This window comes from Bradyrhizobium sp. 149 (assembly GCF_023073915.1).
Taxonomy (GTDB): domain Bacteria; phylum Pseudomonadota; class Alphaproteobacteria; order Rhizobiales; family Xanthobacteraceae; genus Bradyrhizobium.
The window spans coordinates 27,633-50,727 of sequence record NZ_JADPKK010000002.1 but is presented as its reverse complement, the minus strand read 5'-3'; the positions used below and the strand labels follow the sequence as shown (position 1 = coordinate 50,727).

Genomic DNA, 23,095 nt, shown 5'->3' with positions numbered 1-23,095 from the left:
ATGAGCATCAAGCGCGTCACCCGACATCTGCTCCAGCATCATTGGCGTGCCAAGCGGGCGTTTCCGAAAAGCGTGCTCGACCGCATCGAGCAGGCGATCAAGCGCGGCGAAGCCAGCCATTCCGGGCAGGTCCGCTTCGTGGTGGAAGGCGCGCTCGATGGCGGGCCGTTGTTTCGCAACGAGCCGGCGCGCGAGCGCGCGCTCGACGTCTTCTCGCATCTGCGCATCTGGGACACCGCGCACAACAACGGGGTCCTGATCTATCTCCTGCTCGCCGACCGCGACGTCGAGATCGTCGCCGATCGCGGCATCGACGCAAAGGTCGGTGCCGGGCGTTGGGAACAGATCTGCCGGGCGATGGAGGCCGAGTTCAGGTCGGGGCAGTTCGAGCGCGGCGTGATCGGCGGCATCGAGGCCGTGTCGCAGGAACTGGCGCGGCATTTCCCGCCGCAGGATACGCACCCGAACGAGCTGCCGGATGCGCCGGTGGTGATGTGACGGCCAGTGATGTGGACGGCGCGGGCGCCATCCACGCACGTCGTTGACCACGCGGAGGCAGCGCAGCGTTTGTGGCGTCCGTTGCGCGGCCGTTCATCTTCGCCCGGTTACAAATTGTTTCATACCCGCCACACCGGTTCCACGTTCCCGGCCCAATTCGGCCCCGGATGACTCCCTAAAATTTCGGTAAGCGGGTCCCGAAGTAAGGATTTCGCAAGCAATGAAAGTTACCAAAAGGTCAATCCAGAGTGGAGTATTCGAACTGTGAGCGAACCAATGGCTGAGCAGGCTGCCCAAACGACCGGTGAGCAGACGAGCGTCGTTGAAGCCGCCGCGACCGCGCCGCAGTCCGTCGAGGCTGCAGGAATCGAGGCTCCTTCGATTGCCCCTGACCACGAGGCGCCCCCGAAGCCCGATCCGATCAAGATCGAGCCGCCGCGGATCGAGGTGCCCAAGTTCGAAGCCAAGGTTGAGCCCCAAGCCGAGACCAAATCCGAGCCAAAGCCCGGCAAGCTCATCGTCATGGCACCCGCGGAGTGGTCCTGGGACGGTGAGGAGTTCGCGCCCCATGTGAAGGCGGACCAGCCGCGCGAGACCGGCGGCAAGCGCCGCCTGTCGGCGATGGCCGCGGTGGTGGCGATTGCCGCCAGTGTCGGCGCCATCAGCGGCGCGCTCGCGACCGCCGGCATGATGCACTTCGCAGCCCCCGCGCCGGCACAGGGCGCCGATACCAGCACCAGCGCGCTGGAATCCTCGGTCGCCCGGATCGACGCCGATGTCGTCGCACTGAAGGCGAATGTCGAGCACACCTCCAAGACCGGCCTCGGCCAGTTCAACCGGACCAACGACCGCCTCGACAAGCTCGAGAAGGCGCAGGCCGAGCCGATGGCCAAAATCGCAAAGCTGTCCGAAACCGTCGACAAGCTCCGTGCCACCCCGCCGGCGGCGCCCGCCCCGGCCGCAGCCGCCGCCGTGCCCGCCAGGGAGACCACCGGCTCGATCGCGCCGACCCAGGTTGCGACCGCCGCAGCTGCGCCGGCGCCCGCGGCACCCAAGTCCGAGGTCGGCCGGCTACCGACCGTCGAAGGCTGGGTGCTGCGCGACGTCTCCAACGGCGGCGCACTGGTCGAGGGCCGCGGTGGCCTCTATGAGGTCTATGCCGGCGACCCCATCCCGGGCGTCGGCCGTGTGGATGCGATCCGCCGACAGGACGGCCGCTGGGTGGTCGTTACCAGCAAGGGCCTGATCGTCGCGCGCTGAGCCGCTCATACCCCACTTCCGAAGAGGCGCTTCACCACCAGGTGAAGCGCCTTTTTGCTTGAATAGCCCTGCCTGTGCGGTGTTACCTAAGGCATGAGCCGCGCGTTGCGAATTCTCGTTGCTGCCGTCGTATTTCTCGGCGGCATCGTGTCGGTATTGGCCGCGGAGAACTCGCAACTGGCGCGCGGCACGACGATCACCGACCCCGATCTCCTGCGCGAGCTCGACCAGCGCGACGCATTCACGATCTCGCGCCTGTTGTGGCCGGAGCGGAACGCGAACTTTCCGCTGACGACCGATCTGATGTTCGCGTGGTTGTCGCAGCTCAAGGAAATTCCTATCGCGATCGACGCGGAGATCGACAGCTACGTCGCCCGGCAGAGAGCAGCATATCCGACCGAGACCATCGGCGTCGGCGAAGGCTTTGACGTGCAATTGTTCGATCGGGCCAATCTGAAATCCCGCGACACCCGCTTCGTGCTGGTCGGCATCGTCAACCGCATGGACCGCGCCTATGTGTCGGAAGAGTCATGCGGCGAGATCCGCCTGATCTATCGTCTCGCGCGTTTCGAGACCAAGCCGGACGGCGGCACGACAGCGACGCGGCTGCCGATGACCCTCAATCTGGTGATGAAGGCGCGGGACGCGCGCCAGATGGACGGGAACGGCAAGCCGGTCACCTGCGCCGAGGTTGCGCGACGCTGGCTCGGCAATGGTGACTGGCAGGGGCTGATCGGCGGCGACTTCTATCCTTACGATGCGATGCTCGATCGCGTCGAGACCAACATCCAGATCTCGGTTGCGGCGAAATCGGCACTGCACGATTTCCGCTCCGACTATCTGCTCAAGGTGTTCAAGTACGACACCGCTTCGAAGACGTTCGAGGAATCGACGCTGGAGAACCAGATCGACCGCGACCGCATTCTCGCCGACAATGATCTCCGGCGCGACTTCCGGGATTGGCTGCTCGCGCCCGATCATCTTCGCGACTTCGACCGCGGCACAGTGCTGATCCCGGAGAAATTCCTGGCCAAGGCTGCGGTGGTGCCGACACCCGCCGGCCTCGATGCTTCGGCGTTGCAGCCGGAGTTCGGCATGATGCAGGGGGAAGGCAGCCAAGAAGGCAAGGAAGAGGGCAAAGGCGAGCCTGTCTTCACCGACAATGACGTGGTTGGTGCACTGAAGCAGGCGGCTGCGCGCGGCATCGACCTGCAGAACGTCCGCTCGGTCGCGGGCTTCCAGCGCCGCCTCAACGACATCACCTGTGCCGGCTGCCACCAGACCCGCGGCATCGGCGGCTTTCATTTCCCCGGCGTCGATTGGCTCGCGGACAAGCCGTCCAACGCCACGATTGTACCGGCCTCGCCGCATTTTCTTGGCGACCAGGTCCGCCGCCGCGACATTCTGACCGCGATTGCCGCGGGCAAACGTCCCGATTTCTCCCGCGGGTTTGCCAGCCGTCCGCAGACCCGCGGCGGCAATGAGCTGGCGGGGACCGAATATCAGGACGGCTGGGGCGCGCATTGTTCCCTGGAAAATGCGGGATCGGGATCGGCTGACAGGAGTTTTACGTCATGGAGCTGTGCTAAAGGTCTGACCTGTCAGGCTGCCGCGGCCTCGCGCCGCATCGGCATGTGCTTCATCAAGACGCGTTAGGCTATCTCCAACCGGTTTGGACGACCATGACGGACTCCAGTGAAGCCAACAAGGAGCGCAATCGCGAGATCGCGCAGAATGAAGAAGCCAAGCAGGTCACCGGCAGCATCCGCGTCAGCACCTCGGCGGTCGCGGTCGTCGTCATCGTCGGCGGGATTTTGTTCACGCTCGGCTGGCTGGCGTTGAAGTAGCCGGCGCCTTCACTTCGCGTAATTCGTCATCCGCTTGCCGGGCAGCAGCTCGTAGGCCGGCTGCCAGCGCGGGAGTGCGGCCATGCGGCCGAGCCAAGCGTGGATCGCGGGATAGCTCGCCCTGAAATCAAAACCGTGCTCGTCGCTCGGATAGTGCAGATAGGCCATCATCGAGATATCGGCGACGGTAGGCCTGGTGCCGATCGCGAATTCATTGTGCTGAAGATGGCCGTCGAGAATGCCGAGGAAATCCTCGAGCCGCCGCCGGAAGTGCTTCAGCACCTGCGGATCGTTGTTTTGCGTGAAGGCGCGCATGAAGCGGTAGGTCGCCATGTAGCCGGTGAGCTTGTGGTTGTCCCAGAACAGCCAGCGCAGCAGCTCGAATTTTTCCTCCGCCGTCTCGGCGCCGAACTGCCCGAACTGCTCGGCAAGCTTGAGCAGGAGGGGCGCAGTCTGCGTCATCTTCACACCGTCGACTTCGAGAACGGGAATTTCGCCCATCTCGTTCACGCTCTTGCGCCATTCCGGCGTGCGCGTGATACCGCCGGCAAAGTCGGTCCAGACCGGCTCGAACCTCTCGCCGCAAAGCGTCAGCATCAGCGCCAGCTTGTAGCTGTTGCCGGATTCGGGGAAGTAGTGCAGGCGGTAGCTGGGCATGGGACCTCGCGGTGATGGTCATTTGCTGATGTTGATCGATCTATTTCCCCAACGTCGTCCCGGCGAAGGCCGGGATCCATAACCACCGAACGTGGTTTGGTGAAGACTTGGAGTTATCAGCCTCGTCCGACAACTTCCTCTCTGGGATATGGGTCCCGGCCTTCGCCGGGACGACACGGGAGTATGGAGTGTCAGCGTGCTCACCTAGCCAACAGCCCCCTTCGACCGCAGCTGCTTGATCGCGGCCTCGTCGTATCCCGCGCTACGCAAAATCTCGTCACTGTGCTCGCCGACGCCGGGCGGCTTGCGCGGCTGCACTTTCTTGGCGCCGTCGATCCAGATCGGGCTGGAGATGGTGAGCATGGTGTCGTTCTCGAACGGCACCAGCACCTCGTTGTCGAGCATCTGCTTGTCGTTCGGAATGTCGTCCAGAATGCCGACGATGCCGAACACCAGCCCGTTGCCGTCGAGGATCTTGCGCCATTCGGCGAGATCCTTGGTCGCAAAGGTTTCGTCAAAGATCTTGATCAGCTCGACGGAGCGGGCGTGGCGGTCGGGTTTGGTGGCGAACCGCGGATCGGTGATGAGGTCCTCGCGGCCCAGACACCTGGCCAGCGTCGGAAACTGCTTCTCCTCGCTCAGCAGCGACAGGATCAGCCAGCGGCCGTCCTTGCACTGATAGTGGTTGGCCACCGCGTTCAGCGCGCGCTCGCGCGGTCGCCGCTCGCCGAATTTGGCGCCGCAGAGCTTTGCCTGCGCCAGAACGCTCGCAGCCCACACGCCGTTCGCCATCAGATTGGAGGCGACATGCGAGCCCTTGCCGGTCTTCTCGCGCTGATATAGCGCGGTGACGATGGCACCGTAGAACGCCATGGCGCAGGGATGGTCGCCCATGCCGGCGACCGAGCGGGCCGGCGTCGTGTTGGTGTCGGCGCGGACGAGGTCCATCAGACCGGAGCGTGCCCAATAGGCGTTGCTGTCGAAGCCGGGCTTGTTGGCCTCTTCGCCCTTCTCGCCATAGCCGGTGAAGGAGGCGTAGATCAGCCGGTCGTTGAGATGGGCGAGGTGGTCATAGGTGATGCCGAGCTTGGCGCGCACCGGCGGCGGCATGTTGGTGATGAAGACATCGGCCTCTCCCACGAGCTTGTAGAGCACGGCCTGCGCTTCCGGCTTTGTGAGGTCGAGCGCGATGCTCTTCTTGTTGCGGGCCTCCAGCAGCCAGGCGAAATTGTGCTCGCTGGTCGGATAGCCCGGAATGTTGGGCAGATTGCGGTAGGGATCGCCGGCGCCGGGCGGTTCGATCTTGACGACGTCGGCGCCGAAATCCGACAGCACGGTCGCGGCCGCAGGCGCTGCGATGAAGCTCGCGCAATCCAGAACCTTGAGCCGTGCAAAAATGCCCTTTTCCATCGCGGCGTTGCTCCCTCGCTCTTGTCGTTTCCCGCGCGCTGGAATTGGCGAGGGCCACGTCGGGCAGCATTAGACCGATGTTTCGGCGGGATGCAACGCTCCTCGCCGCGCCTCACTCATCCCCTGCGAGCAGGGCAGCGTTGCCGCCGGCCGCTGCGGTGTTGATCGTCACGGTCTGCTCGGTGGCAAAACGCGCGAGGTAGTGCGGGCCACCGGCTTTCGGACCGGTTCCGGACAGGCCGTTGCCGCCGAACGGCTGTACGCCGACCACGGCGCCGATCATATTGCGGTTGACATAGATGTTGCCGATCTGGACGCGGTCGATGATGGCCTCGATCGTATCGTCGATGCGGGAATGGACTCCGAGCGTCAGCCCATAGCCGCTGCGCTCGATGGCTTGCAGGACGCGTTCGAGATGTTCGGCAGGGTAGCGCACGACGTGGAGGATCGGGCCGAACACCTCCTCGGTGAGCTGGCCGGCGTCCTTGAGCTCGAAGATATGCGGCGCGACGAAGCAGCCTTCCGGCGCAGTGCCGGCAAAGTGCAGCCGCGCCTCGGTCTTCATCCGTGCGATGTGCGTATCGAGGCGCTGCTTGGCTTCGACATCGATCACCGGGCCGATATGGGTCGCGACGTCGCTGGGGTCGCCGATCTTCAACTCGCGTGCCGCGCCAGCGATCATCTCGATGATGCGGTCGGCGACGTCCTCCTGCACGAACAGCAGCCGTAGCGCCGAGCAGCGCTGGCCGGCGGAACGAAACGCCGAGGTGACGACATCGTCTGCGACCTGCTCGGGCAACGCGGTCGCATCCGCGATCATGGCGTTGATGCCGCCGGTCTCCGCGATCAGCGGCACGATCGGTCCGTCCTTTGCAGCCAGCGCCCGGTTGATGCTGCGCGCGACCTCGGTCGAGCCGGTAAAGACGACGCCGCCGATGCCGGCGTGCGCAGTCAGCGCGGCGCCGACGCGGCCGTCGCCGGTGACGAGCTGCAGCGCGCTTGCGGGGACCCCGGCCTCGTGGAGCAGCCGCACCGCCTCAAGCGCGATGCGCGGGGTCTGCTCCGCAGGCTTGGCCACCACGCTGTTGCCGGCCATCAGCGCGGCGGTGACCTGGCCGAGGAAGATCGCCAGCGGAAAATTCCACGGCGAGATCGCGACGAAGACGCCACGGCCGCGCAGGGCCAGCGCATTGCTCTCGCCGGTCGGGCCCGGCATCGCCACATCGTTGCCGAACAACTTGCCGCCCTGCGCCGCATAATAGCGGCAGAAGTCGGCGGCCTCGCGCAGCTCCGACAGCGCATCGTCGAGCGTCTTGCCGCCCTCGCGTTGCAGCAGCGCGATGAAATGAGGCGCGCGGTTCTCCAGAAGATGCGCGGCCTGCTCCAGCGCCGCCGCGCGCGTGCCTGCCGGCCTCCGGCTCCAGCCGGCAAAGCCCGCGCGCGCTGCGGCCACTGCCGCATTGGCCTGATCCGGCGTTGCATCGACGATCGGCTCGAGGTTGGCCGTTTCGGCCTTAACCTCCGTCAGCAACCGGTCGAGTGCGGCGCGCGCGCCGAATTCGATGCCACGTGAATTGCGCCGCTCCGGCGCGAACAGATCGCAGGGGAGCGGAATTTTGGGATGGGCCGCCTGCTGCCGCTGGACGATGGCATCCGCCGGACGTTGCAACAGCGCCGTAACCGGTACGCGATAATCGGCCGCCTGCGCCACGAAGGAGGAATTGGCCCCGTTCTCCAACAGTCGCCGCACCAGATAGGCGAGCAGGTCGCGATGGCTGCCGACGGGCGCATAGGTGCGGTAGGCAATGTCGGGATGATCCTTGGCGAGCTGCTCGTAGAGCGCCTCGCCCATGCCATGCAGCCGCTGGAATTCGAAGCCGCCGTTCTCGCCGGCAAGCTCCAGCACGGTCGCGACGCTCAGCGCGTTGTGGGTGGCGAATTGCGGGAAGATGCGTGGCCGCAGACTCAAAAGCTTTTGAGCACAGGCGACGTAGTTCAGATCCGTCATCGCCTTGCGGGTGAACACGGGATAGCCGTCCAGCCCGCGCTCCTGCGCGCGTTTGATCTCGGTGTCCCAATAGGCGCCCTTGACCAGCCGCACCATCAGCTTGCGATCATGGGCGTGGGCGAGCGCATCGACATAGTCGATCACCGCATCGGCGCGCTTCTGATAGGCCTGGACCGCCAGGCCAAATCCGTCCCAGCCGGCAAGCGAGGGATCGGCGAGCGTTGCCGCGATCACGTCGAGCGACAATTCCAGCCGGTCGGCTTCCTCGGCATCGACGGTGAAGTTGAGATCATGGGCCTTGGCGCGCTGCGCCAGGTCCAGCAATAGCGGCACCAGCTCAGCCATCACGCGGTCGCGGCTGATCGCCTCGAAGCGCGGATGCAGCGCCGAGAGCTTGACGGAGATGCCGGGCCGATCGGGCAAGGGATGGCTACCCGCCGCCTTGCCGATGGTCTCGATTGCGCTGGCATAGGCGTCGAAATAGCGCCTCGCGTCGGCAGCCGTGCGCGCGCCTTCGCCGAGCATGTCGAAGGAGTAACGCGTCTTCTGGCCGGAGCGCGGCTTGCCCCGCTCCAGGGCCTGCTCGATGGTCTCGCCCAGCACGAAATGGTTGCCCATCAGCCGCATCGCCTGGCGTGTGGCGGTGCGCACGGCCGGTGCGCCCAGCCGCTTCACCAGCCGGCCGATGGTGCCGTCTGGCGTCTCGCCGGGCTGGATCACCCGCGCCGACAGACCCAGTGCCCAGGCCGAGGCGTTGACCAGGAAGGCGGTGGACTTGGTCTCGTGGTGGATGAAGTCGCCCTCGCCGAGCTTGTCCTCGATGAACTGGTCGGCGGTGCGCGCGTCCGGCACGCGCAGCAGCGCCTCCGCCAGCACCATCAAGGCGAGCCCTTCCTTGGTCGAGAGCGCGAACTCCCGCAGCATGTCCTCGACTCCGCCAAGAGCTCCGCCAAGCCGTTCGTCTCGCTTGCGGATGGCTTCGATCAGCCGCGTCGCTGTGCGGTCGATCCGCGCCTCCTGTGCCGGGCCGAGATGCGCAGATGACAACAGGCGCGCGGCGATATCGGCATCATCGGGCGCGTAGGGGGCGATGAACGGAGGTGGAATGTTCGGCATGGCGTGTCCTGTGGCTGAAATCCAGGATAATGCCCACGCTACCTTAGCTCGATAGACAATTTAGCTGATTTGACTTAGAAAATGAAGCCTTCCAGTCATTTGGCCTTATAAAGTATGGAACTCGATCGAACAGACCGGAAGATTCTCTCGATTTTGCAGCAGGATGGGCGGATCGCCAATGTCGAACTCGCGGAACGCATCGGGCTGTCTCCGACCTCGATCGGCGAGCGGCTGAAGCGTTTGCAGCGAGAGGGCTTTATCGAAGGCTATGGCGCGCGGCTCAACCCGCACCGGCTCGGCCTCGGGCTCCTGGTGTTCGTCGAGGTGCTGCTCGACAAGACCACGCCCGATAATTTCGAGCGTTTTGCGCGCGCGGTGAAACTCGCGCCCGAAGTGCTGGAGTGTCACATGGTTGCCGGCGGCTTCGACTATCTTGTGAAGGCGCGGCTGGCGGACATGACGGCTTATCGACGCTTCCTCGGCGAGACCTTGCTGTCGATGCCGGGCGTGCGCGAGACGCGAACCTATGCGGTGATGGAAGAGATCAAGCGCGACGCGCCGTTGCCGGTGGACTAACGACGTGCTGTCGCGATTGTCATTGCTGTGGCGTCGAACGGGCGGCCTTCGCTGGCAAATAGTTCTCCGTGTGCAATCGCAACGCCTGTCGTCGAATGCACTGACCGTCTTCTAAAATTTTCTTGGCCCGACTCCCGGATCGACCCGGGAGTTAGCAAAAGCCGGCGGGCTTATACTTTGAGGTTCTCTGCGGAGCTTTTGCCTCGGTTTGCGATCTCTTCATATTCCACCGTCTGTCCTTCGTTCAGGGATGACAGACCGGCTTTCTGCACTGCCGAGATATGCACGAACACATCCTTGCCGCCCGACGCAGGCTGGATAAATCCATAACCCTTCGTCGGGTTGAACCACTTGACCGTACCTTTAGCCATCACGACTTCTCCGCGGGTCTTCCTCCGAGATATCGAACCGCCAGTCCCCGCCAACCGGCCGGTTCGGTCCTAATAAGATACGCGGAATGTGGCTGGCGTGGTAGCTCAAACCACATCGCCATTTCGCCGAATTCCGCTCAACTTCGCGGCGTTTTTTGCCTGTTTTGCCCGTTTCGCGGTCACTTGGCCGCGTGCCGCGCGCCATCCGTCAATAAGTCGCGGCCAGATAATCGACGATCTTGCCGACATCGGCATCGTCGATCGGGGCGCCATAGACCTTGATCATCTTGGTCACCTCGGCCTGCCAAAAACCTTTCTTGTCCTTCATCGGCGGCTGCGTGTTGATGTAGTCGGCGGAGTGGCAGGCGCTGCAATTGCCCTGAACCACTTCGAGATTGGGCCCGGGCTTGAACGCCGCGACTTCGTCGGGAGTCTTGTAATTGACCGGTGCTGCAAGTGCCGAACCTACCACGCCGGCGAAGGCGAGCGTGATGGCGAGGAGAACGGTGCGCTGCATGATCATTCCCTCAAGCCACGGTGACGCGGACGGTTTCGACGACGTTGCGTAGATAACCCGCCGGATTCCAGCGCGGCGTATCCGGCTGGGTTTCGCCGCCATTTCCGGTGGCGCGCACCTTGAGCTCGTAGGAGCCCGCCGCGAGCTTCACCGGCAGCTTCCACTCACGGAACGAGTATTTGCCAAGATCCTTGCCGAGCGTGGCGCTGGTCCAGCTCTTGCCGCCGTCGGTGGAGACCGCGACCTCCTTGATGCCCTTGCCGCCGTCGAAGGCGATGCCGCGCAGCGTCGTGCCGCCTGCCTTCAGCTTGGCGCCGTCGTTGACGCTGGTGATGAAGGAACGGATGGTGAAGCGGTTGATCGGGATCGTTGCCTTCGGCGCGGTGCCCGGCTCGACCGCATTGTTCGGCGTGTCCGGAATGCGATAGGCCGACTTCATCCAGAACCCGTCATAGACATTGTCGACGACGGTGATCTCGTTGAGGTGCTTGACCCAGTAGGTGCCGTAATAGCCGGGCACGATCAGGCGCAGCGGAAAGCCGTTGAGGAACGGCAGGTCCTCGCCGTTCATGCCATAGGCCAGCATCACCTCGCCGTCGGTGGCGTGATCGATATCGAGCGCCTTGACGAAATCGGGCGTCTTGTCACTGACGGGACCGTCCATGCCGTTGAAGGTGACCTGCTTGGCGCCGCCCTGCACGCCCGCCATCTCCAGCACGGCCTTCAGCGGCACGCCGCGCCAGCGCGCATTGCCCATCGCGCCGTTGGCAAGTTGGCCGCCGGCGACGCGCGGATCGGAGAAGCCGCGGCTGTTGCCGGAGCACTGGTTGACGGCGACGATCTCGCTCGCCTTCATCTTCCTGATGTCCTTCAGCGACAGTTTGAGCGGCTTGTCGACCTTGCCCTTGACCTCGAGCGTGAACTTGTCGGGGTCGAGATTGTAGGGCAGGTCGGACAGGTGATAGCGCACGAAGAACGCGTTATTCGGCGTGATCGGGCCGTCGTTGAACACCGCGAACGGCGTCTCGAGCTGCGGCGGCCGGCTGGTCAGGCCGATCAACGGCCGCTTCTGCGGATATTTCACCAAAGGCCGTTCGCCATTGGCGAAGGGCAGGGTGACGGTGTCGAGTGCCAGCGCTTTGGTGGAGTTCAGTGCGGCCGTAATAGCGGCAAGACCCGCTCCTCTGAGCAGGTCGCGTCTATCGAACATATGGTCTCCTCCCGGAGCTTTTCGTTGGCTGGCGGTCATCACCGCGATCCCGCGCTCATCTGTCGCGACGACTCAGTTGAAGTCAATTCGTGCTTTCGCAGCAGGCCCATGCCGCTGCGTTGCAGCAAACCGGTGTTACGCCGCGACGCGTTTGCCGCGATCGACGAGCGCGGACAGCTGCCTTGCGTCCGCCACGACGCGCACGGCCATCGGTTCGTCGCGGCCGCGGATCGCGACCTCCTGCTGCGGCAGTGCATCGTCGGCGAGGCCCGCGGTGCGGCGGACTTCCTCCGAGACGATCGCTTCGCAGGCCAGTGTCTTGGTCATGTCCTGGAGTCGGGCCGCGACGTTGACGGCATCGCCCAGCGCCGTGAAGACGATGTGATCGCGATAGCCGATGTCGCCGATGATGACCTCGCCGCCATGGATGCCGATGCCGAAGCGGATCGGCTGGCGCAGATCGTGGCCGAGAAGCTCATTGAGCTCGTCGATTTGCCTGGCGATGCCGGCGGCGGCCTTCAGCGCTTGGCGGCAGGCTTCTTGCGGATCTGCGCTCAGCCCGAACAGCGCCAGCATGCCGTCGCCGACGAACTGGTTCGGCTGGCCGCCATTCTCGATCACGGCCTGCGAGACGGCGCCGAGGAAGCGATTGACGATGAACACGGTGTCGAACGGCAGCCGCTTCTCGGCCAGCTGCGTCGAGCCGCGCATGTCCACGAACAGGCTGACGAGATAGCGCTCCTGGCCGATTCTGGCGGGTGTCGAGGCCTGCGCGCTCGCCGACAGGGTGTGCGCGGTGAAGAGCTGGAAGAAGGAGAGATCCGATGTCGGCCGCAGCTGACAGGCCAGCCTGATCGAGGGATCGCTGGAGCCGACACGGGTGAGCACGAACGCCTCGCGCTGCGACGGCTCGGGCAGGGCGCCGTGATCGCCGATGACGCGGATGCGGCAGGTCGAGCAGCGGGCGCGCCCGCCGCAGACGCTGGCATGCGGCACATTGTGGCGCAGGCTCGCTTCCAGCACGGAGAGACCCTTGGGGACGCGCACCGTCTTGCCGTTGCCGTAGGACAGCGCGATCATGCCGCCGCGCCGCTCGCGCAAGGCGCGCACGCCGCGCGCCAGCAGCGCCAGGGCGAGCAGTCCGAGATAACCGGCGGTGAGGCCGCCCGTGATGCGGTCGAGCGTCGCGGCCTCGGCCGCCGTACCGACCTGACGGCGGCTGAGATTATGCGTCCGCCATTCGCCGTCATCGGCATCGACCTGGACGCTGCGGCCGCCCTGGTAGACACCGAGCATTGCCAGCGTCGGGATCAGCACGGCGGCCGCGAGCAAATAGGGTGCCGCGCGTGTGAAGAACGGTTTGAGACGAAGCCAGAAATAGATGCCGATGCAGCCGTGCACCCAGGCAATGAGAAGCAGGATCGTCATGGCCCAGATACGGTTCGACGCGACGAAGAACAGATAGAGTTCCTGCGGATAGAGTTTTTGGTGTCCGTAAAGCGTCTGACCGAGCCGCACGCCGATCACATGCGCCATGACCAGCCCGGGGATGCTCAAGCCCAGCACGAGCTGCAGCGGCTCGACCGTCCCCCAGCGGAACTGCCGGCGCTGGTACAGCGCGTAGATGCCGAGCCCCATATGCGTGAGCGCCGCCGTATAGAACACGATCGCAACCGGCAGGAACTGCCAGAAGAGCGTGTGGTAGTAGACCCCGATCTCCATGGCATCGACCGAGATGTTGCCGAGCGCATGGTTGAGGAAATGGCTGACCACATAGGCGAACAGGATGACGCCGCAGACCAGCCGCACCTGGCGCACGCTGGTGGCGCGGACGAGTTCGGAGATCGGTGCAGGGGCGGTGGCCATGATTCCCTTGTATTAGCTCACCAAGGAGAACAGCCAGCGTAGCGTTTAATTCCGGAGCTGGACAGCTTGCGGGATCACATACGCGGCAAGCCGCCACAATCTCGGTGTCGTCCCGCACAAGCGCGCCGATCCGGGGCGATGGTACCCCGCATTGACTTGCCCCACCAGGTTGGCGAAAAGCGCGGCCGTGACGACAGCTCCCGACATCACGATGCCCCCCGCTGGCGCGGCGCGCCGGCCGCTCGTCATGGCCGCGGCGATCATCGCCGCGATGACGCTGCTGCGCATCGTCTATGCCTCCGCAATCGAGCTGCGCACCGATGAGGCCTATTATTGGACCTGGTCGCAGGAGACCGCGCTGAGCTTCCTCGATCATCCCCCCGGGATCGCCTGGCTGATCCGGTTCGGCATCGCGATCTTCGGCGACACCACACTCGGTGTTCGCTTCGGCGGCATTGTCGCGATGCTGGTGACGCAGCTCCTGCTCGCCGACATCGTCCGCCGCCTCACCCATGATGTGCGCGCCATCGTGCTCGCGGTGCTGATGCCGGAGGCCGCGCTCTATTACGGCCTGCTGATGGCCAAGGTCGCGCCGGATGTCGCCATGATCCCGTTTGCGGTGGCAATGATGTGGTCCCTGGTCCGGGTTGCGCAGGGCGGCGACGGCCGCTGGTGGCTCGCAGCCGGCCTGTTCGCCGGGCTGGCGATGCTGTCGAAATTCACTGTGATCATGTTCGCGCCTGCGGTTGCCGCCTTTCTACTGGTGCCGGATTGGCGCTGGCGCTGGCTGCGCAGCCCCTATCCGTATCTTGCGGTCCTGATCGCAATCGTCGTGTTCTCGCCGGTCCTGGTCTGGAACGTGCAGCACGACTGGGCCGCGATCCGCTTCCAGGGTGTGCGCGCCACCACCAATTACGGCATCTCGCTTCGCACCATCGGCGATTACATCGGCCTGCAATTCGGTCTGGTCGGTTTCGTCATGCTGCCGGTGGTGCTGACAGGGGTCGTGATGACGGCGTGGCGCGGCTATCGCACCCGCGAGCCGGTCGCCATTTTGCTGTCGACCGCGGTCCTTGTGCCGTTTCTCTATTTCCTGATGAAATCCCTGACCCTCCGCGTCGGCGACACCTGGCCGATGTTCATGTGGCCGGTCGCCTTTGCGGCCGCCGCGATCAACCTCACCATGCTGTCGCGTGAAGGAAGATCGGCGCGGATGCTCAAATCGTCGCTGTTCTGGACCAACACGGCGGTGGTCTCGGGTATTGGTTTTGTCGTCATCGTGTTCCTCTATTACGTCGCCGCGCCCTGGAACTTGCTGGGCAAGATCGATCCGAACGGTGCGGAGTCCGGCTACGAGCAGGTCGCCGCGCGCGCGCAGGCCGCATTGGACGAGACCGGCGCGACCTGGATCGCCACCACGGACTACCGCACCTACGCCATGATGCGCTGGCTGTTCAGGGGCCGCGTGCCCGTGATCGAGCTCAACGAGCGCGGCCGCTTCCAGGACTTTCGCGATCCCGGCATGGATCGGGTCCGAGGGCACGCCGGCATCTATGTCGGACGCGAGCCGGACAACCGTTCGTCGCTGTGGGAGAACATCCCCGCCAGGCGCGAGCCGCTCGGTCAAGTCGAGCGCCGCTGGCGCGGCCTCGTGATGGACACGTACGTGGTGGAGAAGCTCTCAGGTTGGACCCCGGAGCTGTCGCCACCGAGAAACTCGCCGCTGTTCCAGTGGCGCGTGCTGGCTTTCATCTCCCCGCAAGCGGGGGAGAGGAAACCGAAAGCTACTCCTCGTCGTCCTTCTTCCGCAACAGATCCGTCGCGAGGTCCGACAGCTTCGGCGGCGGCAGTGCGGCGAACGGCAGCGGCCGCGTGACGTCGATCGCTGCCAAGCCCAGCCGGGCCGTCAGCAGTCCATTGAGGATTCCCTCACCGAGCCGCTGCGACAGCTTCGCCGCAATGCCGTGGCCGAGCATCTGCTGCACCAGGCTGTCGCTCGCCGCCATGCCGCCGGTGATGGCGAGATGGGCGATGACGTGGCGGAGCAGGCGGATCATGCCGAGCGCGCCGGGACGGCCGCCATAGAGATACGCAAGCTGGCGTATCAATCTCAGCGACGCCACGAACACGAACAATACGTCGATCAGCGCGCGGGGCGAGACCGCCGTGACGATCGAGACCTTCTGCGCGGCCGACGACACCAGCCGCCGCGCCTCCGCGTCCAGCGGCGACATCAATTCGCGCTCGGCGAGCCGGATCATGTCGGCGCCGTCGATGATCTCGCCGGCATGGCTCTCCAATGCGGCGCGGGCGCGTGCGAGCTGCGGGTTCTGGTGCGCGATCTCAAGCAGATCCTGCACGATGGCGCGGCTCTCCTTGCGGTCGTCGCTGGCAAGGACAGCGGCTGCGCGCTGATGCAGCTTCTCGATCGTTGCGAGGCGCGCGAGCCCGAACGCCTCGCGTCCGATCACCACCGCGAGCGCAAACGCGGTGATGAAGGCAAGCGCCAGTCCGACGAAGCCGAGGCTTTCACTGCGCGCAAACAGATCCTCGATCAGACGGACCACGCCGAGCCCGACGCCGAGCAGCGTCAGCCCGGCGACACCCGACCAGAACAACGCGCCCCAGGGAAAGCCGCGCCGCGCCGGAAGCGCAGGCGCGATCGGCACCGGCAACGCCGCTGGATCGTGCTCTGGCGTGATCTGGATGGTGGTGCGGCCGAGCCTCGTCGTCTCGTCGGCCTCGGTGACGACGACGCCGGGATCGTCGAGCCGGAACGTCGCCGGCCGCCGTGGCTTCGATCGGTCGTTCATGACAGCTTGTCTCCGATCAGGAACTGCAAGGCACGGTCGAGGCGGATGTGAGGCAGCGCCGGCTCCTCGTTGCCTTCGCGGTCGAGCTTTGGCGGACGGAAGCGCAGGAAGCGAAAATCGCTCTTCCCGGCGGCCTCGGTCGAGAGCCCGCGGAATGCAGCGGTGCCGTTGAACAGCGGCTCGGGATCCAGCGGCAGGTCGCCCGGAAAAGTTGCCACCTCGGTGTTGCCGTCGAAGAACTCGCCGCCGGCGCTTTCGCCCGCGGCCGGCGTTCCCAGAATCGACGGCAATTGGTCTCGCCCATGCGCGACCTGCGCCTCGCGCGTGGCGCGGACGGCGGCGAGCGCGACGACGTCGATCTCGGCGCCAGTATTTTCCGCGCGCGCAACGGCGCGGGTGACCGCGCGGCGCAGCACGGCCTCGAGCCGGTCGTGGCTGGAATGATGCAGATGATCCGCCTTGGTCGCCGCGAACAGAACGCGGTCGATCCGCGGCCGGAACAGGCCGGAGAGGATCGTGCTGCGGCCGATGTTGAAGCAGTCGAGAATGCCCGCTAGCGCGGCTTCGAGATCGTGCAGCGCTTCGGGGCCGGCGTTGAACGCGGCGAGTGCGTCCGCCAGCACGATCTGGCGATCGAGCCGGGCAAAATGATCGCGGAAGAACGGCCGCACCACGACGTCCTTGTAGGCCTCATAGCGGCGCACCATCATTGCCCACAGCGATCCCTCCGGCGCCTGGCCGCCGGCGGGAACGTCGAGCGGTGCAAAGGTCAGCGCCGGTGTGTCGGCGAGATTGCCCGGCATCAGGAAGCGGCCGGGCGGCAGCAGGCTCATCGCAAAGCGCTCGTCGCGGCAGCCTTGCAAATAGCCCCTGAACAGCTTTGCGGCGGTGAGCGTCGCCTGCTCGTCCTCGCGCGCCTCGGGTTTGAGCGTTGCGAGATGCGCGTGCCAGTCCGCGGCAAGATGGGCGCGCGGCGCCTCGCGCGACAGCGCAAGGCTTTCCGCCGACCATTGCTCAAAACTCTTCTGGAGCAGCGGCAGGTCGAGCAGCCACTCGCCGGGATAATCGACGATGTCGAGCGTCAGCGTACGATCGGCGCCGTTCTGGCGCTGGTAGTCGATCACGAGCCTGAGTTCGCTGATGTCGACGGTCGAGTTCGGCCAGCGCCGCTCCTCGATCAGTGCGCGCAGATGGCTCTCATAGGCAAAGCGCGGCACGGCATCGTCGGGCTGCGGCGCCAGATGCGCCCGCGCGATCCGGCCGGATGAATAGGCCTCGAACACCGGAAACCGGCCGCCACGGGTGAGGCCGTGGATCAGCGCGGTGATGAACACCGTCTTGCCGGCCCGCGAGAGGCCGGTGACCCCGAGCCGCACCGTCGGATTGAAGAAGTGCTCGCCATAGTCGATCAGCGCCCTCGCCGACAGCCGCGCTTCTTCGACCATATCCTGGAAACTGAATGCCATGTGAACGAGGGGGTCTCGGGCGAGCGGGATGGGGCAAATAGGTAAAACGGACTAATCACAAAAGTGGCAACTGCCTGACGAAAATCAAGCTTCATACTTCCACCGCCTTTATCGGCAAATCAGCCGTTTGAACGACGCGCCGATCCCGAATGACCCATAGAAAAGTGGCCCCTTCCTTGTCTCTGGATTGCCATGACCGTCTTCCAACTGAAACAGTTCGCATCCACCTCCGTCCACGCAGCCGCCGACGCGATCGGCTGGAATTACGATCGCGCCGAGCTGATCGCCGATGGCGTCATCCACGCGATCGGCGTGCTCTGCGGCATCATCGCCGCGACCGTGCTGGTGGTGCTGGCGACGCTCTATGCCGACGCGACCGACATCGTCGGCGTCTCGATCTATGTCGCCGGCCTGCTCTCGATGCTGGTGTTGTCGGCGACCTATAATCTCTGGCCGGTCTCGCCGGCCAAATGGCTGCTGCGGCGGTTCGACCATTCCGCGATCTATCTGCTGATCGCGGCGACCTACACGCCGTTCATCCTGGAGGTGAAGGACAGCGGGTTCGCAATGGTGCTGCTCGCCGGCGTCTGGTGCGTGGCGATCCTCGGCATCGTGCTGAAACTTCTCTATCCCGGCCGGTTCGACCGCGTCGCGGTCGGCATCTACCTCGCCATGGGCTGGAGCGGCGTGATGCTCTATGACGCTGTGGTCAAGGCGCTGCCTGCGCTGGTACTGGGCTTCATCCTTGCCGGTGGCCTGCTCTACAGCTTTGGCGTGATCTTCCACGCCTGGCGGCGGCTGCGCTTCCAGAATGCGATCTGGCATGGCTTTGTCTTGGCCGGCGCGGCGTGCCACTATACCGCGGTGCTCGACCTCGTGTTGAGCTGAGCAAGCTCCGCGAAGCGGTAGACGATAAGGGGAGACGTCGCATGCAGGTGACCGGCAAGGTCGTGGTCGTCACGGGCGGCGCCAACGGCATCGGCAAGGCGCTGTGCGGGGCGTTTCACAAGGCTGGTGCGGCCAAGGTCGTGGTCGCCGACATGGACGCGGACAACGCGAGGGCGGTGGCCGCCACGGTGAATGGCGCGGCCTTCAAATGCGACGTCGCGCAGGAGAAGGATATTTCGCACGTCATCGAGGAGACCGAGCGGCAGTTCGGCCCGATCGAACTGTTCTGCTCCAATGCCGGCATCGGCGGCGGTTTCGATCCGATGTCGGTCAATGCCGGCGGCGCCTCGGACGAGCCGTGGCAGCGCAGCTGGGCTATTCACGTCATGGCGCACGTCTATGCGGCGCGGCATCTGATCCCGCGCATGAAGGCGCGCGGCGGCGGCTATTTCCTCAACACGATCTCGGCCGCGGGCCTGCTGTCGCAGGTCGGCAGCCCGGCTTACTCCACCACCAAGCACGCGGCGGTCGGCTTTGCCGAAAACCTCGCGATCTCGCACAAGGCGCACAACATCCGTGTCTCGATCCTCTGTCCGCAGGGCGTCGACACCAACATGCTGCGTTCGATCCCCAAGGGCCCGCAATCCGGCGACGGCGATCTTACGCCGGAGCAGGTCGCCAAGGACGTGCTCGCCGGCCTCGAGCAGGAGACGTTCCTGATCCTGCCGCACCCGCAGGTGCTCGGCTACATGCGCAAGAAGACCGAGAACTACGATCGCTGGATCGGCGGCATGGCCAAGATCCAGGCCAGGATGCGCGACAAGTTCGGGACTTAGATTCCGGGCTAAGGCATCGTCAATGCTTCTGCCCGTACAGCACCGGCACCGCTGAATCCACGACGACCTCGACGAGGCTCGTCCCTTCGAACGCCATCCCGCGCTTCAGCGCCTCGCCGAGCTCCGCTGCCTTCGTCACCCGCACCGCATGGCAACCCATGCCTTCGGCGAGCCGCACGAAGTCGATCCCCGGCAGCTCCAGCCCGGGCACGTTCCTCACCTGCATCACCTGGCTGAACGAGCGCATCGCGCCGTAACCGGAATTGTTGATGACGACGATGGTGAGCGGCAGCTTGCGCTGCGCGGCGGTCCACAGCGCCTGGATCGAGTACATCGCCGAGCCGTCGCCGATCAGACACAACGTGCGTTGCTTCGGCTTGCCGAGCGCCATGCCGACCGCGGCCGGCAGCGAGTAGCCGAGACCGCCGCTCGCCATGGTGTAAAAACTGTCCTGGCCGCGCATCGGCATGAACTTTTGCATCGCCGGCCGGTGCGAGGGGATTTCCTCGACCAGCGAGCTGCCGTCCGGCATCGCCTGCGACAGCGAATGCAGCAGGAACTCGACCGGCAGCGGCTCGGCAGCTTGCGGGGCGGGTGGCAGCGTTCGCCCCTTCGGCGCCGCGCGCTTGCTCTCCGGCAAGAGGTCGAGCAGCATTGCGAGCGCCGGTTTCATCGTCGCGATGATGCTGGTGCCGACCGGCGTCACCGCAGCAGCATCCGGGTCATCGGTGATCTGGAAGATCGTCGCGCCGCCGTCGAAGATCGCGGCATGGCCCTCGACGTGGAAGGTGAACACCGGCGCGCCGATGACGACAATGAGATCATGCTCGCGCAGCGCGTCCGACAATTGCGCCGGCGAGGCGTGCAGGAAGCCGGCGAACTGGGGATGGCGTTCCGGAAACGAGCAGCGCGCCGAAAACGGGCTGACCCAGACGCCGGCCTTGGTTTTCTCGGCCACGCGCACCATCAGATCGACCGCGCCGGCGCGGTCGACGCCGGGACCGACAACGAGGGCAGGGTGTTTGGCTGAACCGAGCGCGGCGACCAGCGCCTTCATCGCCTCTTGATCAGGCCCGATCTCGCGGCTGACCTTGCGCGCTTCGACGGTCGTGGCCGCATGCGTCCAGTCGTCGACCGGGATCGACACGAAGGTCGGCCCGCAGGGCGGCTGCATCGCGGTGTAATAGGCGCGCGCGATCGCGGCCGGCACGTCCTCGGGCCGCGCCGGCTCGACGCTGTATTTCACATAGGGCCGCGGGAATTCGGACGCACGCTCGGCATAGAGGAATGCCTGCAAGGGAAGGATCGAGCGCGCCTGCTGGCCCGCGGTGATCACCAGCGGCGTCTGGTTGCGATGCGCGGTATAGATGTTGCCGAGCGCGTTGCCGACACCGGCCGCGGAATGCAGATTGACGAAGCCGGCATTGCGCGTCGCCTGCGCATAACCGTCGGCCATGCCGACCGCGGAGGCTTCCTGAAGCGCCAGCACGTAGTCGATGTCGTCAGGCCAGTCGCTCAGGAACGGCAGCTCGGTCGAGCCGGGATTGCCGAAGACTTTTTTGATGCCAAAGGATCGCAGCAAATCGAGCGTCGCCTGCTTCACGGTGACGGATTTGCTGCCGGTGTTGCCGTTCCTGGACATGGTTTCCGTCCCTTGTTGTCTATCGGCGCCATCAGCCCCACCGTCATTGCGAGGAGCCCTTGCGACGAAGCAATCCAGACTATTACCGCCGAGGGATTCTGGATTGCTTCGCTGCGCTCGCAATGACGAAGGTCACCACACCGCCGTGCCCTTCATCGTCGGCTGTCCCTCCGCGTTCGCGGTCCACAGCTCCATGCCCGCTTCGGTCTCGTTGGCGTTGATGGAAAACTCGCTGCCCTCGAACAGTGGCTGCACGCCGCGATAGGTAAACTTCTTCGGCGCCTTGCCGCCGCGCAGCTTCGCCGCCATCTCGACGATGAAGCTCGCCTGCAACGGCCCGTGGAAGATCAGGCCCGGATAGCCCTCGACTTTTGTAACATAGTCGCGATCGTAATGGATGCGGTGGCCGTTGAAGGTCAGCGCGGAATAACGAAACAGCAGCACGGGATCGGAGACATGCGTCTCCCGATGCTGCGCCTTGGGCGGCGGAGGCGGGGCCTTTGTGGTCGCGGCCTGCGTGGTCGTCATCTCGCGATAGACGATGTCCTGCCGCTCGCGAATAGCGATACCGCGCGGCGAGGAGATGCTGTGCTCGACCGAGACGAAGCACAGCGTGCCGGTCGATCCCGTCTTTACCTGCACATCGGCGATGCGCGAGGTCCGCGTCGATTCATCGCCGACGCGCAGAGGCTGCAAAAATTCGATCTCGCCGCCGGCCCACATCCGGCGCGGCAGCGGCACCGGCGGCAGGAAGCCGCCGCGGGTGGGGTGGCCGTCGGGGCCGAGCATCGACATCGGAAACACCGGCTGAGCCAGGCACCAGTGCACCGTGAACGGCGCCGCATCGCCCGGCTTGGGCGCACCGACCTCCTGGAATAGCGTTGCGCGCAAACCCATGACGAGCTGCGCGGTGACGATGTCGGTGGCCTCCGTGCTGCGCCCGATCCATTGCCGCAAATGGTCGATGTCGAGCTTCTCGGTCATGACGCCTCGCTCTTGCTGTTACGATTTCTTGGCCGGTCGTTCGCCGATCGCAGGCACCGCGCCATAGCTGCGGCTCTCCCCGACGATGATCGGCGCCGGCGCCGGATAGCTAACGCGGCCGTTCGGCGTATCCACCTCGATGCGGCGCAGATGCGGATGCTTGGTGAGGTCCGCCATGGTGTTGACCTCGGCAAAGGCGATATCGGCATCGGACAGCCGCTTCAGCAGCTCATCGCGCGTCATCCTGCCGAAGGCATCCGCGACCGTCTTGTCGGTGAAGTCGCGGTTGCGCACGCGTTCAACCATGTTGGCAACGCGGGGATCGGCCGGCAGATCCGGCTGGTCCAGCACTTTTGCGCAAAGCGTCTTCCACTCGCGCTCGCTCTGGATCGAGATCAGGATGTCCTTGCCGTCGCTGGAGGTGAACACGCCATAGGGCGCGATCGAGGGATGGCGCAGCCCCATGCGCTTGGGCGGATTGCCGGCCTCGGAGTTGAGCAGCGGCACGGTGCACCAGTCCGCCATCACGTCGAACATGGAGATGCGGATGTCGGCGCCCTTGCCGGTACGTCCGCGCGCGATCAGCGCCTCCAAAATCGCCGCATGCGCCGTGGCGCCGGTCGCTACGTCGACGATCGACATGCCGACGCGCGAGGCGCCGTCGGGATTGCCGGTGATCGAGGCGAGACCGCTCTCGGCCTGGATCAAGAGATCATAGGCCTTGCGGTGCGCATAGGGTCCCTCGTCGCCATAGCCGGTGATCGTGCAGGAGATCAGCTTGGGATAATCCTTCAGCAGCCGCTCGCGCGCAAAGCCGAGCTTGTCCATCGAGCCCGGCTTGAGGTTCTGGATCAGCACGTCGGCGCTCGCGATCAGTTTTTCCAGCTCGGCGCAGCCCTCCTTGGTGGCGAGGTCGACCACGGCCGATTGCTTGCCGCGGTTCAGCCACACGAAGTAGCTGCTCTGACCCTTGGCCGCCGCGTCATAGCCGCGGGCGAAATCGCCTTCGGGCCGCTCGATCTTGATGACCTCCGCGCCGGCGTCCGCCAGCCGCGATGAGCAGAACGGCGCAGCCACCGCCTGCTCGACCGCAATCACCCTGATGCCGTCAAGTGCTCCCATGATTGCTG

20 protein-coding genes are annotated in these 23,095 nt (G+C 65.1%); 8 read left to right on the top strand and 12 right to left on the bottom strand.

The features are described from left to right. From IVA88_RS00260 to IVA88_RS00245, 4 genes are all read left to right on the top strand, one after another. Complete coding sequence (locus IVA88_RS00260) at positions 1-498, top strand: TPM domain-containing protein (protein ID WP_247495294.1); 498 nt, start codon at positions 1-3, stop codon at positions 496-498. Between the two features lie 276 nt (positions 499-774). Continuing rightward, on the top strand, positions 775-1,758 hold the full coding sequence (locus IVA88_RS00255; protein ID WP_247495293.1) for a hypothetical protein: 984 nt from the start codon (positions 775-777) through the stop codon (positions 1,756-1,758). A 93-nt stretch (positions 1,759-1,851) separates the two neighbouring features. Then, on the top strand, positions 1,852-3,414 hold the full coding sequence (locus IVA88_RS00250; RefSeq protein ID WP_247495292.1) for a hypothetical protein: 1,563 nt from the start codon (positions 1,852-1,854) through the stop codon (positions 3,412-3,414). Between the two features lie 26 nt (positions 3,415-3,440). Beyond that, positions 3,441-3,605: a hypothetical protein gene (locus tag IVA88_RS00245; protein ID WP_247495291.1), complete on the top strand. Its 165-nt coding sequence runs from the start codon at positions 3,441-3,443 to the stop codon at positions 3,603-3,605. Positions 3,606-3,614: 9 nt separating this feature from the next. Here IVA88_RS00245 and IVA88_RS00240 read toward each other — a convergent pair whose 3' ends face one another. The 3 genes from IVA88_RS00240 to putA all read right to left on the bottom strand — a co-directional run bounded on the left by IVA88_RS00240 (position 3,615) and on the right by putA (position 8,796). Then, positions 3,615-4,262 carry a glutathione S-transferase family protein gene (locus IVA88_RS00240; RefSeq protein WP_247495290.1) on the bottom strand — a complete coding sequence of 216 codons (648 nt, stop codon included), beginning with the start codon at positions 4,260-4,262 and terminating at the stop codon, positions 3,615-3,617. A gap of 204 nt (positions 4,263-4,466) precedes the next feature. Continuing rightward, positions 4,467-5,672, bottom strand: coding sequence for a CoA transferase (locus IVA88_RS00235; RefSeq protein WP_247495289.1), 1,206 nt, complete (start codon positions 5,670-5,672; stop codon positions 4,467-4,469). A gap of 112 nt (positions 5,673-5,784) precedes the next feature. After that, complete coding sequence (putA, locus tag IVA88_RS00230; RefSeq protein ID WP_247495288.1) at positions 5,785-8,796, bottom strand: bifunctional proline dehydrogenase/L-glutamate gamma-semialdehyde dehydrogenase PutA; 3,012 nt, start codon at positions 8,794-8,796, stop codon at positions 5,785-5,787. Between the two features lie 114 nt (positions 8,797-8,910). Between putA and IVA88_RS00225 the strand changes: the two genes are divergently transcribed. Continuing rightward, positions 8,911-9,372, top strand: a complete 462-nt coding sequence (locus tag IVA88_RS00225; protein ID WP_007596520.1) for an Lrp/AsnC ligand binding domain-containing protein — start codon at positions 8,911-8,913, stop codon at positions 9,370-9,372. Between the two features lie 170 nt (positions 9,373-9,542). Here IVA88_RS00225 and IVA88_RS00220 read toward each other — a convergent pair whose 3' ends face one another. The 4 genes from IVA88_RS00220 to IVA88_RS00205 all read right to left on the bottom strand — a co-directional run bounded on the left by IVA88_RS00220 (position 9,543) and on the right by IVA88_RS00205 (position 13,336). Then, a complete protein-coding gene (locus IVA88_RS00220; RefSeq protein ID WP_007596519.1) occupies positions 9,543-9,743 on the bottom strand; it encodes a cold shock domain-containing protein in 201 nt (66 codons plus the stop codon). Between the two features lie 208 nt (positions 9,744-9,951). Beyond that, positions 9,952-10,260, bottom strand: coding sequence for a cytochrome c (locus IVA88_RS00215; RefSeq protein ID WP_247495287.1), 309 nt, complete (start codon positions 10,258-10,260; stop codon positions 9,952-9,954). A gap of 10 nt (positions 10,261-10,270) precedes the next feature. Beyond that, complete coding sequence (locus IVA88_RS00210; RefSeq protein WP_247495286.1) at positions 10,271-11,470, bottom strand: molybdopterin-dependent oxidoreductase; 1,200 nt, start codon at positions 11,468-11,470, stop codon at positions 10,271-10,273. A 135-nt stretch (positions 11,471-11,605) separates the two neighbouring features. Further along, the gene (locus tag IVA88_RS00205; RefSeq protein ID WP_247495285.1) at positions 11,606-13,336 is read right to left on the bottom strand and encodes an adenylate/guanylate cyclase domain-containing protein; all 1,731 of its coding nucleotides are present in this window, start codon (positions 13,334-13,336) and stop codon (positions 11,606-11,608) included. A 211-nt stretch (positions 13,337-13,547) separates the two neighbouring features. Between IVA88_RS00205 and IVA88_RS00200 the strand changes: the two genes are divergently transcribed. Next, positions 13,548-15,212 (top strand): glycosyltransferase family 39 protein, encoded by a 1,665-nt coding sequence (locus IVA88_RS00200; protein WP_247495312.1) that lies wholly within the window; start codon positions 13,548-13,550, stop codon positions 15,210-15,212. On the opposite strand, the gene IVA88_RS00195 is transcribed toward IVA88_RS00200, so the two are convergent. Together IVA88_RS00195 and IVA88_RS00190 are read right to left on the bottom strand one after the other, a co-directional pair. After that, positions 15,121-16,149 carry a TIGR01620 family protein gene (locus tag IVA88_RS00195; RefSeq protein WP_247495284.1) on the bottom strand — a complete coding sequence of 343 codons (1,029 nt, stop codon included), beginning with the start codon at positions 16,147-16,149 and terminating at the stop codon, positions 15,121-15,123. The genes IVA88_RS00200 and IVA88_RS00195 overlap by 92 nt on opposite strands. Further along, positions 16,146-17,615: a YcjX family protein gene (locus tag IVA88_RS00190; protein WP_247495283.1), complete on the bottom strand. Its 1,470-nt coding sequence runs from the start codon at positions 17,613-17,615 to the stop codon at positions 16,146-16,148. Before IVA88_RS00190 ends, IVA88_RS00195 begins: the two co-directional genes overlap by 4 nt. Before the next feature lie 192 nt (positions 17,616-17,807). Between IVA88_RS00190 and IVA88_RS00185 the strand changes: the two genes are divergently transcribed. Both IVA88_RS00185 and IVA88_RS00180 read left to right on the top strand, forming a co-directional pair. Continuing rightward, positions 17,808-18,503, top strand: a complete 696-nt coding sequence (locus IVA88_RS00185; RefSeq protein ID WP_247495282.1) for a hemolysin III family protein — start codon at positions 17,808-17,810, stop codon at positions 18,501-18,503. 41 nt (positions 18,504-18,544) lie between these two features. Next, on the top strand, positions 18,545-19,339 hold the full coding sequence (locus IVA88_RS00180; RefSeq protein ID WP_247495281.1) for an SDR family oxidoreductase: 795 nt from the start codon (positions 18,545-18,547) through the stop codon (positions 19,337-19,339). A gap of 19 nt (positions 19,340-19,358) precedes the next feature. On the opposite strand, the gene mdlC is transcribed toward IVA88_RS00180, so the two are convergent. The 3 genes from mdlC to IVA88_RS00165 all read right to left on the bottom strand — a co-directional run bounded on the left by mdlC (position 19,359) and on the right by IVA88_RS00165 (position 23,087). Next, a complete protein-coding gene (gene mdlC / locus IVA88_RS00175) occupies positions 19,359-20,981 on the bottom strand; it encodes a benzoylformate decarboxylase (protein ID WP_247495280.1) in 1,623 nt (540 codons plus the stop codon). A 132-nt stretch (positions 20,982-21,113) separates the two neighbouring features. Beyond that, positions 21,114-21,965, bottom strand: coding sequence for a MaoC family dehydratase N-terminal domain-containing protein (locus IVA88_RS00170; RefSeq protein WP_247495279.1), 852 nt, complete (start codon positions 21,963-21,965; stop codon positions 21,114-21,116). A gap of 18 nt (positions 21,966-21,983) precedes the next feature. Beyond that, positions 21,984-23,087 carry a CaiB/BaiF CoA-transferase family protein gene (locus IVA88_RS00165; RefSeq protein WP_247495278.1) on the bottom strand — a complete coding sequence of 368 codons (1,104 nt, stop codon included), beginning with the start codon at positions 23,085-23,087 and terminating at the stop codon, positions 21,984-21,986. Positions 23,088-23,095: the final 8 nt, after the last annotated feature.